Origin of the sequence: Cupriavidus sp. WGlv3 (assembly GCF_023952475.1) — a bacterium.
Classification (GTDB): domain Bacteria; phylum Pseudomonadota; class Gammaproteobacteria; order Burkholderiales; family Burkholderiaceae; genus Cupriavidus; species Cupriavidus phytorum.
This window is the reverse complement of sequence record NZ_JALHRX010000007.1, coordinates 233,618-248,259: the sequence shown is the minus strand read 5'-3', so window position 1 is coordinate 248,259 and position 14,642 is coordinate 233,618. Positions and strand designations below refer to the sequence as shown.

Below are 14,642 nucleotides of genomic sequence, written 5' to 3'. Positions count from 1 at the left end.
AGCAAACCCTCAGCCCATCAAAGTTTCTTCGCCTTGATCTGCTCCACCAGGTAATCCATGGTCTGCACCGCGCCCTGCTTGTTGCCGGCGATCGACGGCGAGGTCATGTACTTGCCCTGCACCACCACGGTCGGCACGCCGTCGATCTTGTAGGCGTCGGCGATCTTGTTGGCGCGCTGCGAGTTGGTCGTCACCGTGAACGAGTTGTATGCATCGAGGAAGGCCTTGCGGTCGACGCCGTTCTTGGCCATGAAATCGGCGATCTCGTTGGTGTCGGTCAGGCGCTTGCGGTCCACGTGGATGGCGTTGAAGACCTTCATATGCATGGCGTCGAGCTTGCCGATGGCTTCCAGCGCGTAGAAGATCTTGGTGTGCGGCAGCAGGTCGTCGCGGAACGCGACCGGCACGCGCTTGAACACCACATTGCCGCCCTGCTTCTTGACCCAGGCTTCCAGGTCGGGCTCGAAGTCATAGCAGTGCGGGCAGCCATACCAGAAGAACTCGGTCACCTCGATCTTGCCCGCCGCGACCGGCTGGGGCGTTTTCAGGACCTGGTACTCCTTGCCTTCGGTGGGTGCCGCCTGCGACGGGGCGGACATCAGCAGGCCGCCCACGGCGGCGAACATGGCGAACAGTGCGGCGAGTTTTTTCATTTGAGAACGGCCTTGCGGTTTGGACGATGAGCGTATGACAGCGGCGGCGGCACCCGGTTCATCGGCGCGCCCGCCGCTACTGGCGGGAACCTGTTGCTGCGGTGTTGCGGCGGTTACCGCGTATTAAGCGGTGCCGCCTACTGCTTGGTAAAGCGGATCACCGAGGCCTCGAAACCGGACGACTGCAGCCGGTCGCGTGCCTTGTTCATGTCGTCGATGCGGTTGAACGGCCCCAGGCGCACCCGGTACATCTTGACCCCGTTGACGTCACGCTCGGTGATGCGGGCCTCGAAGCCCTGCATCGCCAGGTTGGCCTTCTGGCGGTCGGCATCGTCCGACGAGCGGAACGCGCCCACCTGCAGCAGGTAGCCCACCTTGTGCGCGTCGGCCTGGGCGATCTCGGCGATCGGGTCGGACACCGGCTTCTCGGCGGGCTTGGTGGCGAGCGGCTTGTCCGCCGGCTTCTCGACGGGCTTGTCCAGCGGCTTGTCCACCGGCTTTTCCGCCGGGCGGGTCGCCACCGGCGGCTGGCCGTTCTGCTTGGGCTCGGGCTCCGGCGCCTGGCCCACCGGCTTGGCCGGGGTCTTGCTCCACAGCGGCTTGTTCGGGTCGCTCGGGCCTTCGTCGGCACGCTGGGCCGGGGCCGGCAGCTGGCTGGTGACGTTGCCGGGCTCGCTCGGCCGGGGGGCGTGTTTCTGCTGGAACGGCGTCGGCGACTTGGTGATGTACAGGGCGACCACCACGGCGATGGCCAGCCCGACGATCAGCCCGAGCACCAGGCCCAGGAACGTACCGCCGCGCTGCTGGCTGCGGCGGACATTGCGCGACTCGCGCTTGCGTTGCTGTTGCATGAAGTCCTCTTCGGTGATGCCGGGATTATAGAGCCAGTGCCGCCGCCGGCCGCACTGGATCGTCCCCGGGACCGGCGGGTGCCGGGCGCCGGCTGCGTGCTTACATGCGGCGCGGGGCGGACACCCCGATCACCGCCAGGCCGTTGCGCAGCACCTGGCGCGTGGCGGCCAGCAGCGCCAGGCGGGCGCGCTTGACGGCTTCGTCGTCGACCAGCACGCGGTCGGCGTTGTAGAAGGCGTGGAAGTCGCCGGCCAGGTCGCGCAGGTAGAAGGCCACCGCGTGCGGCGCCAGTTCGGCTGCGGCGGCCGACAGCATGTCCGGGAACTCGGCCAGGCGCTGTCCCAGCGCCAGCGCCTGGGCGCTGGCTTCGGCCCCGGTCACGGCCGCCAGGTCGGCGCCGGCCAGCTCGGCCAGGCGCGCTTCCCAGTCCGCGCCGCCCCACGACTCGAAGATCGAGCAGATGCGGGCATGGGCGTACTGGACGTAGTACACCGGGTTCTCGTCGTTCTGCTTGAGCGCCAGGTCGACATCGAACACGAACTCGGTATCGGCCTTGCGCGACAGCAGGAAAAAGCGCACCGCGTCGCGCCCGCGGGTGAAGTGCGTTGGCCAGTCGGCCACGCCGCCGTCCAGGCAACCGCGGATGGTCTCGTCGCCGCCGTTGGACCATTCGATCAGGTCGCGCACGGTGACGTAGGAGCCGGCGCGCTTGGAGATCTTGACCTCCTCGCCATTCTTCATCACGGTCACCATCTTGTGCAGCACGTAGTCGGGATAGCCCTGCGGGATGCCGAGGTCCAGGCCCTGCAGGCCGGCGCGAACGCGGGCGATGGTGCCGTGGTGGTCGCTGCCCTGCACGTTGATGACCTTGGTGAAGCCGCGCTCCCACTTGGTAGTGTGGTAGGCCACGTCCGGCACGAAATAGGTATAGGTGCCGTCGCTCTTCTTCATCACGCGGTCCTTGTCGTCGCCGTCGTCGGTGGTGCGCAGCCACAGCGCACCCTCGCTCTCGTAGGTCTTGCCTTTACCGATCAGCGACTGCACCGCGGCGTCGACGCGGCCGTCGCTGTACAGCGACGACTCCAGGTAGTAGCGGTCGAACTTGACGCCGAAGGCCTGCAGGTCGATGTCCTGCTCGTTGCGCAGGTAGGTCACGGCGAACTTGCGGATCGAGTCGATGTCCTCGACATTGCCCGACGCGGTCACCGGCTCGCCGTCGGAGGCGCTGACGGTCTTGCCGGCGAGGAAGTCGGCGGCGATGTCGGCGATGTAGTCGCCGTTGTAGGCGGCCTCCGGCCAGCTGGCATCGCCCGGCTTGAGGCCGCGCGCGCGCGCCTGCACCGACAGCGCCAGGGTCTGGATCTGCACGCCGGCGTCGTTGTAGTAGAACTCGCGGTGCACGTGCCAGCCTTGCCACGACAGCAGGTTGGCGAGCGCATCGCCCAGCGCCGCCTGGCGGCCGTGGCCGACGTGCAGCGGGCCGGTCGGGTTGGCCGAGACGAACTCCACCAGCACCTGGCCATGCACGCCGCGCTCGCGCGCGCCGTAGTGGTTGCCCTGGTCCAGCACCGCGCGCAGCACCTCGGCCTTGGCCGCCGGCGTCAGGCGCAGGTTGATGAAGCCGGGTCCGGCGATCTCCATGGTCGCGACCAGCTCCTGCGCGCGCGCATCGGCCTGCACCGCGGCGACGATGCGCTGCGCCAGCTCGCGCGGATTGCTCTTGAGCGCGCGCGCGACCTGCATCGCGACATTGCAGGCAAGGTCGCCATGGGCGGCCACCTTGGGCCGCTCGAAGGTCACGGCGGGCAAGGTGGCATCGGCCGGGGCGAGCGCGCGCACGGCATCGGTGAACGCGGCGGCAAGATTGGAGGTCTGAACAGGCAGCATGGATGTCGGAAGCCCTGTGGGCTGGTATTCGGGCACGGTCCCTGCGGGCCGCGCCGGTGCCACGACCACGGCAAGTGACGGCGAATCAACGCCGCGCCGCGTGACAGGCATGGGAATCGGGAACGCGCAATTTTATCAGGTGCTATGCTGACATCATGCGCAAGGACGGCCACGGACCACAATCCGCTCCCGCCGCCCCACCAGACCGTGCCCGAACCGGCGCGGCATCCCGCCCCCGGGGACGCCGCCCACCGTCCCCCGTGAAAGGAAAAACCATCATGCTGATCACCTTCAAATCCCACGCCGCGCAAGACCTGATCATGATGAAGGATCTGGCCGTGACGCTCCTGGGCATCATCGGCAAGCATCTCGGGGAACGGGGGGTGATCACCGTCGAAGAACTGCCGCACGCGATCCACAAGCTTGAGGCAGCCGTGGCCGATGCGCGCCGCGCCCATCCGGCCGACACGGCCATCGAGGCTCGGCCCGATGCCGAGGAAGAAGAGGAAGAGCCGCTGCACCTGGGCCAGCGCGCCTATCCCTTCCTCGACATGCTGCGCGCCTCGCAGCGCGAAGGGGCCAATGTCCTCTGGGGCGTCTGAGCAGGGCCTGCTGGCAGCAGGGCATCGAGCGCCGCTGCGCGCCAGTCCACAGCCCGCGGATAAAAAAACACCCGGCACCACAGCTGGCGACCGGGCTTCCGGACGAGGGTTCCGGAAAGGGGGGAATTCCGGCGGAGCCCGGCTGGCGCGCCAGGCGGGTCTCCGGATCAGTGTTGTCGGCTAGTCCGCGCGCTTATTCCTCATCGGCATGGTGCCGGCCGTTGGCCAGCAGCAGCCCGATCACCGCGCCGACGGCCGCGGCAATCGCCACCGCCTTCAACGGGGATTCGGCCACGCGGTGCTGGGCCTGCACCACCGCGCCATCCATGCGTTCGCGCGCCCGCATCATGCCGTCGGCGGTCTGGGCGCGCAGGCGATGCGCCATGTCGCTGGCGCGTTCGCGCAGGCGGTGGCCGGCCTGCAGGCTCTCGGCAGAGCCCTCGCGCGCCAACACCTGGATGGTGTGCTCGAGCTGCGAGATCAGCGACTTGACTTCGCTGGACACCGGCACCGCGGCCTCGCGCGTATCGCGCGCGGCATGCTTGATATGGCGGATCGCACTGTCGGCACTGTCGGACAGGTGGTTCAGTTCCTTCCGGACTTTGGGGTTCTGCGTCAGCATACGGTCTCCTCAGGGTCGGTTCGGTCTAGGGGGTCAGGCCGGCTTGCGCCGGTTCATCGTCCCCTGCGGACGAGGCCCATCACCGCGGCGACCAGCGCCACGACCAGGAAGATGAAGAACAGGATCTTGGCGATTTCCACGGCGCCGGCGGCAATCCCGCCGAAGCCGAAAATCGCGGCGATCAGGGCGATGACGAAAAATACGAGTGCATATTGCAGCATGGCTAGGCTCCCGAAGATTTCGGACCAGGCCAGGCGCACTGGCGGGGCCCATGTGAGGCTTGCGCCAACGGGTGCAAGCTCATAGCCTCATCGTAGAAAGCCACGCTTCGTGCCAATACCGACAGGCAGCCGATTCCGCTGTCAGCCAAGTCCTACAACGCCTGCCGGGCGCCACGTGGGCCCCGCGCAGCGCGTACAACGGGGCTGCCGTGCTGGCGCGAAGCGCGACCCCGGAGCCGGGAGCCGGCGGCCGCGCCGGGTTGACCCATGGCGGTCGATGTGATTCCATGGGCCCTCCCTTGGCGCCGCGGCGGGCGAGCGCGCCTTCACCATAGGAATTGCCCCATGTTCAAGCAGTCATTTCTCCCTCACACGCTGTTGCTCGCCGGCGGCATCCTGCTGACCCTGGCGGTGCTGGTGGCGTCGGAAACCGGCAATATCCGCCTGCGCGAAAGCTATACCGACGTGATCCGCTCGCAGCGCCTGCAGACCGAGCTGGCCGCGCTCAACGGCGAGCTGGTCAATGCCGAGGCCGGCCAGCGCGGCTTCCTGCTGACCGGCAAGGAAAGCTACCTGGAACCGTACTACAAGGCGCTGCCGCGCATCGCCGAGCTGATGGCGCAGATCCGCGCGGGCTACGCCAATGACCCGGAAGGCCTGAAGCAGTTCGGCGACACCTCCAAGCTGGTCAACAGCAAGCTCAACGAGATGGCGCTGACGCTGGTGTACGGCAAGCGCGACCTGGAAGTGGCGCTGGACCTGATCCGCACCGACTACGGCAAGCAGACCATGGACAACGCGCGCCGCGGGCTCGACCAGCTGCAGGCGCGCGAGGCCGGCGCGGTCTCGCACCGGCTCGAGGGCGCGGAGAACGACGTGCAGCTGTCGCGCTACGGCATCGGCCTGCTCACCGCCATCAACATCATCCTGTTGATGGCGGTCGGCATCGGCCACGCCAAGCGGCTGGCGATGGCCGAGGCGGTGCGCACGCAGCTGGAAGAGGAAAGCGTGCGGCTGGACCGCAAGGTGCGCGCGCGCACACGCCAGCTGTCGGCGCTGGCGGGCCACCTGCAACGCGTGACCGAAGACGAGAAGACCCGGCTCGCGCGCGAACTGCATGACGAACTGGGCGCGATCCTGACCGCGATCAAGCTGGACCTGCACTGGGTGCGCCGCAAGGTACAGGCGGACCAGCCGGTCGCGGCCGAGCGCCTGACGCGCGTGATGCTGCACGTGGACCAGGGCATCCAGATCAAGCGCCGCCTGATCGAGGACCTGCGCCCCACCGTGCTGCTCAACCTCGGCCTGCGCGCGGCAGTCACTCAACTGGTCGAGGAAGTGGGCGCGCGCAACAACTGGGAGATCGACGTCAGCGTGCCCGAAGACCTGCCGGCGCTGCGCGACGAAGCCGCGATCGCGCTGTACCGCATCGTGCAGGAATCCCTGACCAATGCCAGCAAGTACTCCGAGGCCCGGCACGTCGAGGTGGCGCTGGCGTGCCAGGGCGAGCTGCTGACGCTGACCGTGCGTGACGACGGCAAGGGCCTGCCGCCGGACTTCGACGCCGGCAGCACGGCCGGCCACCACGGCTTGCTGGGGATGGAGCAGCGCGTCACCGCGCTGGGCGGCAGCATGCAGATCGATTCGTCGCCGGATGAGGGGGTACGGATCCGGATCGAGGTGCCGCTGACCGCATCGGTGCTGGCGCCCGCCGAAGAACCCGAGAGTCCTGAGCCGGCACGGGCCTGAATGCGCCTGACGCGTCAGGGCTGCAGCGCAGCGTGTTCCTCGATCACGCGGAACACCTGCTCGAGCTCGAGCGACTTGTCGAAGAAGTAGTCGGCGCCCGCCTCGGCGCACTGGCGCCGGTACATCTCGAGCTGGGCATGGTTGGTGTAGACGATGCGCACGGTGCCGGTGCCGGCGCGCTGCATCGCGCGCAGCACGTTGATGCCGTTACCCTGGCGCAACTGCAGGTCGACGATGGCGACGTCGTACTCGCTGGCGGCGAGCAGGCGCAGCGCCAGGGCTTCGGTATCGGCCCAGTCGACGTTCTCGATAAACGGGAAATCCTTCAGGTATTCGAGCAGCATGCCGCGCAGAACCGCCGAATCTTCAATCAGCAGCACGTTCAGCGCCCGGTAGGAAGTGTTCGAATCCTGCTCCGACATATTGTGTATTGCGGGTACCCTTCCGGGGCGGCCCGCGCGGGGCCGCGATTGAACTGCTATTCCACCAGGCCGTTCTTGATCGCGTAGTAGGTCAGGTCGGCGTTGGTCTTCATGCCCATTTTCTCCAGGATGCGCGAACGGTAGGTACTGACGGTCTTGACGCTGAGGAACAGTTCGTCGGCGATCACCGAGACCGACTGCCCGCGCGACAGCTTGCAGAAGATCTGGAACTCGCGCTCGGACAGCATCTGGTGCACCGGCTGCTCGGTCGGCTTGTCGAGCCCGCCGATCAGCAGGTCGGCCACGGTGGCGCTGACGTAGCGGCGGCCCTGCGCCACCGTGCGGATCGCCTTGACCAGGTCGTCGGGTGCGCTTTCCTTGGTCAGGTAACCGGACGCGCCGGCACGGATCAGGTTGATCGCGTACTGGTCTTCCGGGTACGTCGACAGGATCAGCACCGGCAGGTCGGGCTTGCGCTGGCGGATCAGCTTGAGCACGTCGATGCCATTGCGGTCCGGCATCGAGATGTCCAGCACCAGCACGTCGAACTCGGCATCGCGCAGCTGCGCCATGACTTCGTCGCCACTGCCGGCCTCGCCGGTCACCTGGATATCGGGTTCTTCGGAAATGAACTGACGCAGCCCGGCACGCACAATCTCGTGGTCGTCGGCGATCAGGACGCGGATCATGTGGGGCTCCACGGGTTTAACGGACCGGCACTTCGGCCCGGTGCACGTCGGGTGCAGGCGGAACCGCTTGCGATGTTGTCATTGTAGTGCCGCGCGCGCGCTCGGGCTGTCGGTGTCAGGCTGACAATGCGGCGTGGCGGCAAGGCCGGCCGCGGGCACCCCGCGGGCAACTTCGGCACCCGCAAAAGCAAAGCGGGACGGATAAGATCCGTCCCGCTTTGCTGCGGCGCGTCAGGCCCGTGAACTTCCCTCGAGGGGGCCCGGCGCAGCCTGCACCGGTAGAGGCTGTGGCTAGTACTGCAAGCGACTACCCGGGTGCTTACTGCGCTTTCGCGCCGGCTTCCGCGCCGGCGCTGACGCCCACGTTCGCGTCGGCCTTCGACTTCTTGGTCGACTTGGCGGCGTGCTTGCCATGCTTGGCCTTGCTGCCGGCCTCTGCCTTGGCCGAGCCGGTGGCGTCGGCGGCGGTGCCCACGCCCTTGTCGACGGCGGCGCCCGCGGTCGACAGGCCCTTGTCAGCTGCCGTGCCCGCTGCCGACAGGCCCTTGTCGGTCGCCGCGCCGGCGGTCGACAGCCCCTTCTCGGCCGCGCCCGCGGCACCCGTGGCGGCGCCGCCGACGGCGTTCAGGCCACCCTGTGCCGCCGCGGTGGGCGAGGGCGTGGTCACCGAGGCACCGACATCGGCCTTGGCGCCGACGGCAGCGCCGGTACCTTGGGCCATGGCCAGCGAGGAAGCCGCGGCGATCGACAGGGCGGACAGGGAGAGCAGCAGTTTCTTCATGGACAGACTCCTTTCAGGATGCCCCACGGCGAAACATTCGCCGCGGTGATCACGCTGGTGATTGCGTGTATCGAGCCCTCAGTCTAGGGAGCCGGACTGCGGCGGTCTGTGAGCAGTTGAAAGGCACTGTAAGGAGTTGTGAGGCGGCCCGCACGCCACCCTGGCGGCGCCGTGCGGGCCATTCGCTGTGCTTTTCCTGCTGCATCAAAGGGCTGGCGGCGGGGCACCGCCGCCGCCGTTGCGGCCCGGGCGTCGCACCCGGTTACAGGTTGGGCGCGAGCGCGCGCGCCAGCGCGGCGCGGTCCTCATGGCGGCGCGCGACCATGTCGTCGAGCTGGTCCTGGCCGATCTTGCCGATGGTGAAGTAGGTCGACTCGGGATGCGCCAGGTAGAAGCCGCTGACCGAAGCGGCCGGCGTCATCGCCAGCGATTCGGTGATGCCCATGCCGATCTCGGCCGCGTCGAGGAATGCGAACATCGGCCCCTTGACGGTGTGCTCGGGGCAGGCCGGATAGCCAGGCGCAGGACGGATGCCGCGGTATTTCTCGGCGATCAGCTCGTCGTTGCTCAGGGTCTCGGCGGCGTCATAGCCCCACAGGTCCTTGCGCACGCGCTCGTGCAGGCATTCGGCGAAGCCCTCGGCGAGGCGGTCGGCCAGCGCCTTGAGCATGATCGCGCTGTAGTCGTCGTGGTCGGCCTCGAACTGGGCCTCCTTCTTGTCGACGCCCAGGCCCGCGGTGACTGCGAACATGCCGACATAGTCGGCGATGCCGCTACCCTTCGGCGCGACAAAGTCGGCCAGGCAACGGTTGGGCCGGCGCACGCCATCCACCACCGGGCGCTCGCTCTGCTGGCGCACGTTGTGCCAGGTCAGCGCGACCCTGGTGCGGGTCTCGTCGGTGTAGATCTCGATATCGTCGTCGTTGACGGTATTGGCCGGCAGCAGCGCGATCACGCCGTTGGCGCTGAGCCAGCGGCCCTGGATCAGGCGCGACAGCATGGCCTTGCCGTCCGAGAACACCTTGCGCGCCGACTCGCCGACGATCTCGTCGTTGAGGATGTCGGGGAATTTGCCGGCCAGGTCCCAGGTCTGGAAGAACGGGCCCCAGTCGATGTAGTTGGCCAGCTCCGCCAGGTCGTAGTTGCGGAACACGCGGCGGCCGATGAACTTGGGCTTCGGCGGCACGTAGCCGCTCCAGTCGATCGGCGTCTTGTTGGCGCGCGCCTGCGCCAGCGTCACCATCGGCGTCGCTTTCTTGTTGGCGTGCTGGACGCGGATGCGGTCGTAGTCGGACTTCAGTTCGTCCAGGTACTTCGCCGCGCCTTCATCGGACAGCAGGCTCGACGCCACGCTGACCGAGCGCGAGGCGTCCGGCACGTACACCACCGGCCCTTCGTAGTTGGGCGCGATCTTGACCGCGGTATGCACGCGCGAGGTGGTGGCGCCGCCGATCAGCAGCGGGATCTTCTTCACGCGGAAGTAGTCGTCGCGTTGCATCTCCGACGCGACGTAGGCCATTTCTTCCAGCGACGGCGTGATCAGGCCCGACAGGCCGACGATATCCGCGCCCTCGACCTTGGCCTTGGCCAAGATCTCGTTGCACGGGACCATCACGCCCATGTTGACCACCTCGAAGTTATTGCACTGGAGCACCACCGACACGATGTTCTTGCCGATGTCGTGCACGTCGCCCTTCACGGTGGCGATCACGATCTTGCCGCGCGCGCGCACATCGCCGCCAGCCTCGGCCAGCAGGCGCTTTTCTTCCTCGATGAAGGGCAGCAGGTGCGCCACCGCCTGCTTCATCACGCGCGCGCTCTTGACCACCTGTGGCAGGAACATCTTGCCGGCGCCGAACAGGTCGCCGACGATGTTCATGCCGTCCATCAGCGGGCCTTCGATCACCTCGATCGGGCGGCCGCCGCGCGCGGCGACCTGCTGCCGGACTTCCTCGGTGTCTTCGACGATAAAGGTGGTGATGCCATGGACGAGCGCGTGCGCCAGGCGTTCGCCCACCGGCACTGGCTGCTCGGGCGTGCCGCGCCAGGCCAGGTTTTCTTCCTTCTTCGCGCCGCCGCCCTTGTAGCGGTCGGCGATTTCCAGCAGGCGATCGGTGGAATCCTCGCGGCGGTTCAGCACCACGTCTTCCACGCGCTCGCGCAACTCGGGGTCGAGCTGGTCATACACGCCGAGCTGGCCGGCGTTGACGATGCCCATGTCCATGCCCGCGCCGATCGCGTGATACAGGAACACGGTGTGGATCGCCTCGCGCACCACGTCGTTGCCGCGGAACGAGAACGACACGTTGGAGACGCCGCCGCTGACCTTGGCGTAGGGCAGGTTCTGCTTTATCCAGCGCGTGGCTTCGATGAAGTCCACGGCGTAATTGTTGTGTTCCTCGATGCCGGTCGCGACCGCGAAGATATTCGGGTCGAAGATGATGTCCTCGGGCGGGAAGCCGACTTCATTGACCAGGATGTCGTAGCTGCGCTTGCAGATCTCGGTCTTGCGCTCGAAGGTATCGGCCTGGCCCTTCTCGTCGAAGGCCATCACCACGCTGGCCGCGCCGTAGCGGCGGATCAGCTCGGCGTGGTGGCGGAACTGCTCCTCGCCTTCCTTCAGCGAGATCGAGTTCACCACCGGCTTGCCCTGCACGCACTGCAGGCCGGCCTCGATCACGTCCCACTTGGACGAGTCGATCATGATCGGCACGCGCGCGATGTCCGGCTCGGAGGCGATCAGGTTCAGGAAGCGAACCATCGCGGCCTTCGAGTCCAGCATGGCCTCGTCCATGTTGATGTCGATGATCTGCGCGCCGTTCTCGACCTGCTGGCGGGCCACCGCCAGCGCCTCGTCGAACTGGCCGTTCAGGATCATCCGCGCGAAGGCCTTGGAGCCGGTCACGTTGGTGCGCTCGCCGACGTTGACGAACAGCGTGTCGTCGTCGATGGTGAAGGGCTCGAGGCCGGACAGGCGCATCGGGCGCGGGGGCAGTTTGTTCTCGCTCATGTTTCTCGGGCTCCGGCTCAGGCGGCGTCGCGGTACTGGCCGGGCCAGGTGCGGGGTTTCTTGTCAGCCACGCGCTGGGCGATGGCGGCGATATGCTCGGGGGTGGTGCCGCAGCAGCCGCCCACCAGGTTCACCAGACCGGAAGCGGCGAATTCCTCGACCAGCGACGAGGTGACTTCCGGCGTTTCGTCGAAGCCCGTATCGCTCATCGGGTTCGGCAAACCCGCGTTCGGATAGCACGACACCGCTGCATCGCACACCTTGGCCAGCTCGGCGATATACGGGCGCATCAGCGTCGCGCCCAGCGCGCAGTTCAGGCCAAAGGTAACCGGCCGCGCGTGGCGCAGGCTGTTCCAGAATGCCTCGACGGTCTGCCCCGACAGGATCCGGCCCGAGGCATCGGTGACGGTGCCCGAGATCATCACCGGCACGCGTTCGCCGGTGTCTTCAAACAGCTGGTCGATGGCGAACAGGGCGGCCTTGGCATTGAGCGTATCGAAGATGGTCTCGACCAGGAACACGTCGGCGCCGCCCTCGAGCAGCGCCTTGCCTTGCTCGTAGTAGGACTGTCGCAGCTCTTCGAAGGTGACATTGCGCGCGCCGGGGTCGTTCACGTCGGGCGAGATGCTTGCGGTCTTGGGCGTCGGGCCGAAGGCGCCGGCGACGAAGCGCGGCTTGTCGGGCGTGCTGTACTTGTCACAGGCGGCGCGCGCCAGGCGCGCGGCCTCGACGTTCATCTCGTACGCCAGCTCGGCCATCTTGTAGTCTTCCTGCGCCACGCGCGTGGCGCCGAAGGTATTGGTCTCGATCAGGTCCGCGCCGGCGGCAAGGTACTGCTCGTGGATCTCGCTGATGACCTGCGGGCGCGTCAGCAGCAGCAGTTCGTTGTTGCCCTTCACGTCCACCTTGTGTTCGGCGAAGCGCGTGCCGCGGTAGTCGGCCTCGCTCAGCTTGTAGCGCTGGATCATGGTGCCCATGGCGCCATCCAGGATCAGGATGCGTTCTTGCAGCAGCCGGGGCAGCTCGGCAGCCCGGGTGTAGGGGCGCGGTGCGGCCGCGCGGGATTCAGGGGCACTCATGGCGGGGAACTCAGGAAAGGCGGGGCCGGCGGAGCTTCGACGGTAGGCCGCGGTGGCCGATGGCGGCCAAAGAGGTGCGATTTTATCAGGTGTATCAAGGCCTTGCGGGCGCCGTCGGTTGCCTGCCGGACGCTCCGGCGCCTACACTGAGAGACGTAAACATCACCGTCCGGCGACTCGCGCCGCGCCTCTTCCAACCATGCAACACCTGTCCCCGACCGATGCCCACGCCTTGCTGGCGCAATCGCCCGAGACGCTCTTCATCGACTGCCGCAGCGAGATGGAATACCTGTTCGTGGGCCACCCCAAGGGCGCGCACAACGTGCCCTGGAACGACGGCCCGGACTGGGAGGTCAACCCGCATTTCGTGCAGATGGTGAAGAAGCTCGCCGGGCAGGCGTCGGCGCGGCCGGTGCTGCTGATCTGCCGCAGCGGCAACCGCTCGTCCGCCGCGGCGCGCGCGCTCGAGGGCGCGGGTTTCTCCAACGTCCGCTTTGTGCTGCACGGCTTCGAGGGCGACCTCGACGCGGAGCGCCACCGCAACACACTCAATGGCTGGCGCCACGACGGGCTGCCGTGGGAGCAGTACTGAGCTATCGCACTCGGCCGCAAGCACGCAAAAGCCCGCCGAAGCGGGCTTTTTTCTGGTCGCGAAACCGGGCGGGCGGCGGCTCGGGGCGCCGGCCCGGCGGAGCCGCTCAGTGCATCACCAGCGGGTGCGTCATCACGTTGTCGAACTTGCCGAGGAAGTCATCGACCTCCTCCACCGACGGCTCGCTTTCGATCAGCCGCTTGACGTCGGCGCGGAAACTCTCGGCGAGCTGGCCGCCCAGGAAAATCTCCCGCTTCAGGTTCTTGTCGACGATTTCGTAGCCCCCGAATTCGAGCGGCGCTTGCTCGACATCCGCACCGAACTCGACGATGCAGTAGTTGTCGCTGTTGTAGATCATTTGCATGGCACACCTCCTGGGCGTCATGGATGGGCGGCTCGCCCTTGTGGTTCTTGCCTCAGTTGTTGCCATGAGGGGGCGCCGCGGCTTTACCTCCAAACTTGGGGTGACCGGCGGGATATCAAGCAATTCGCAAGTTATTCGGTGCCTGTCACCACGTTGCCACGATTTTCTGCCTTACATGAATTGGGCATTGGCCAATGCAACAAGTTTCTTGAGCCTGGAACATCAGTGTGTTGCTTGTCACGGAACGTCGCACTGGCCCCCACATGCGGCGCTCCCCAGGAAGGCGTCCAGCGCGGCGTGGAAACGTTCCGGCTGCTCCACGTGCACCAGGTGCGCCGCTTGCGGCACCACCTCGAGCCTGGACCCGGCAATCGCCGCGGCAATGCTTTGTGCCATCGCCACGGTGGCGCCCTGGTCCTGCTCGCCCGCTACTACCAGCGTAGGACAATGAATGCGGGAAAGCGCGCCCGCCAGGTCGAAAGCCATGATGGCCTCGGCCACACCCACGTATCCACGTACCGGAGTCGCCACCAGCATGTCGCGGATACGCAACACTTCGTCCGGATGTGACGCATGAAACGCCGGCGTCAGCCAGCGCCCGAGGGTGGCATCGGCCAGCCCCGCCATGCCGTGGGCCTCGGCCTGACCGATGCGGTTATGCCACATCGGGTGCGCTTCCATCGGCGTCTGACTGTTGGTCGCCACCAGCGTCAGCGACAGCAGCCGCTCGGGATGACGCAGGCCCATGCTCTGCCCGATCATCCCGCCCACCGAGATGCCGCAGAAGTGCGCCTGCGGGATCTGCAGCGCGTCCATCACCGCGACCACGTCGTCGGCCAGGCGCGTCATGGTGTAGGGGCCGAGCGGGGCATCGCTGGCGCCATGGCCGCGCAGGTCCGGGCGCACCACGCGGTAGCGGCCGGCCAGGTGCCTGGCGGTGAGGTCCCACAGGGTATGGTTGGCTGCCAGGGCGTGGGTCAGGATCACCCAGGGCCCGTCGGCGCCGTCGAGGCGCACGTGCAGGTCGGGGCCGTCGGCGTGGATGCGGCGGGTTTCGGTGGGCGGCGTGGCAACGGTCATGGCTGGGACTCCTTTTCGGTCAAGCATGCGTTGGGAATG

Annotated in this window: 15 protein-coding genes; 3 read left to right on the top strand and 12 right to left on the bottom strand. The window is 67.2% G+C overall.

The features are described from left to right. Positions 1-17: 17 nt before the first annotated feature. From MKD38_RS14890 to argS, 3 genes are all read right to left on the bottom strand, one after another. Positions 18-653: a thiol:disulfide interchange protein DsbA/DsbL gene (locus tag MKD38_RS14890; protein WP_252677880.1), complete on the bottom strand. Its 636-nt coding sequence runs from the start codon at positions 651-653 to the stop codon at positions 18-20. A gap of 137 nt (positions 654-790) precedes the next feature. Beyond that, positions 791-1,504 (bottom strand): SPOR domain-containing protein, encoded by a 714-nt coding sequence (locus MKD38_RS14885; protein ID WP_252677879.1) that lies wholly within the window; start codon positions 1,502-1,504, stop codon positions 791-793. A 100-nt stretch (positions 1,505-1,604) separates the two neighbouring features. Next, complete coding sequence (argS, locus tag MKD38_RS14880) at positions 1,605-3,392, bottom strand: arginine--tRNA ligase (protein ID WP_252677878.1); 1,788 nt, start codon at positions 3,390-3,392, stop codon at positions 1,605-1,607. Between the two features lie 278 nt (positions 3,393-3,670). Between argS and MKD38_RS14875 the strand changes: the two genes are divergently transcribed. Continuing rightward, the gene (locus tag MKD38_RS14875) at positions 3,671-3,994 is read left to right on the top strand and encodes a DUF1840 domain-containing protein (protein WP_115703022.1); all 324 of its coding nucleotides are present in this window, start codon (positions 3,671-3,673) and stop codon (positions 3,992-3,994) included. A 193-nt stretch (positions 3,995-4,187) separates the two neighbouring features. Here MKD38_RS14875 and MKD38_RS14870 read toward each other — a convergent pair whose 3' ends face one another. Then, on the bottom strand, positions 4,188-4,616 hold the full coding sequence (locus MKD38_RS14870; RefSeq protein WP_116381706.1) for a DUF883 family protein: 429 nt from the start codon (positions 4,614-4,616) through the stop codon (positions 4,188-4,190). 53 nt (positions 4,617-4,669) lie between these two features. After that, complete coding sequence (locus tag MKD38_RS14865) at positions 4,670-4,837, bottom strand: DUF1328 domain-containing protein (RefSeq protein WP_010812883.1); 168 nt, start codon at positions 4,835-4,837, stop codon at positions 4,670-4,672. Between the two features lie 345 nt (positions 4,838-5,182). Here MKD38_RS14865 and MKD38_RS14860 point away from each other — a divergent pair, with 345 nt between their 5' ends. Beyond that, on the top strand, positions 5,183-6,586 hold the full coding sequence (locus tag MKD38_RS14860) for a sensor histidine kinase (protein ID WP_252677877.1): 1,404 nt from the start codon (positions 5,183-5,185) through the stop codon (positions 6,584-6,586). Positions 6,587-6,600: 14 nt separating this feature from the next. Here the strand turns inward: MKD38_RS14860 and MKD38_RS14855 are convergent, their stop codons facing one another. The 5 genes from MKD38_RS14855 to MKD38_RS14835 all read right to left on the bottom strand — a co-directional run bounded on the left by MKD38_RS14855 (position 6,601) and on the right by MKD38_RS14835 (position 12,567). Next, positions 6,601-7,008, bottom strand: coding sequence for a response regulator (locus MKD38_RS14855; RefSeq protein ID WP_252677876.1), 408 nt, complete (start codon positions 7,006-7,008; stop codon positions 6,601-6,603). 56 nt (positions 7,009-7,064) lie between these two features. Beyond that, positions 7,065-7,697: a response regulator gene (locus MKD38_RS14850; RefSeq protein WP_018006648.1), complete on the bottom strand. Its 633-nt coding sequence runs from the start codon at positions 7,695-7,697 to the stop codon at positions 7,065-7,067. Positions 7,698-8,016: 319 nt separating this feature from the next. Next, entirely contained in the window at positions 8,017-8,478 is a 462-nt protein-coding gene (locus MKD38_RS14845; protein WP_252677875.1) for a hypothetical protein, read from the bottom strand. Positions 8,479-8,740: 262 nt separating this feature from the next. Next, positions 8,741-11,488, bottom strand: a complete 2,748-nt coding sequence (gene metH / locus MKD38_RS14840) for a methionine synthase (protein ID WP_252677874.1) — start codon at positions 11,486-11,488, stop codon at positions 8,741-8,743. A 17-nt stretch (positions 11,489-11,505) separates the two neighbouring features. Continuing rightward, positions 11,506-12,567: a homocysteine S-methyltransferase family protein gene (locus MKD38_RS14835; RefSeq protein WP_252677872.1), complete on the bottom strand. Its 1,062-nt coding sequence runs from the start codon at positions 12,565-12,567 to the stop codon at positions 11,506-11,508. A gap of 199 nt (positions 12,568-12,766) precedes the next feature. Here MKD38_RS14835 and MKD38_RS14830 point away from each other — a divergent pair, with 199 nt between their 5' ends. Then, positions 12,767-13,159, top strand: coding sequence for a rhodanese-like domain-containing protein (locus MKD38_RS14830; RefSeq protein WP_018006652.1), 393 nt, complete (start codon positions 12,767-12,769; stop codon positions 13,157-13,159). Positions 13,160-13,265: 106 nt separating this feature from the next. Here MKD38_RS14830 and MKD38_RS14825 read toward each other — a convergent pair whose 3' ends face one another. After that, positions 13,266-13,523: a BTH_I0359 family protein gene (locus MKD38_RS14825; protein ID WP_012351433.1), complete on the bottom strand. Its 258-nt coding sequence runs from the start codon at positions 13,521-13,523 to the stop codon at positions 13,266-13,268. A gap of 237 nt (positions 13,524-13,760) precedes the next feature. Further along, positions 13,761-14,603, bottom strand: coding sequence for an alpha/beta fold hydrolase (locus MKD38_RS14820; protein ID WP_252677870.1), 843 nt, complete (start codon positions 14,601-14,603; stop codon positions 13,761-13,763). Positions 14,604-14,642: the final 39 nt, after the last annotated feature.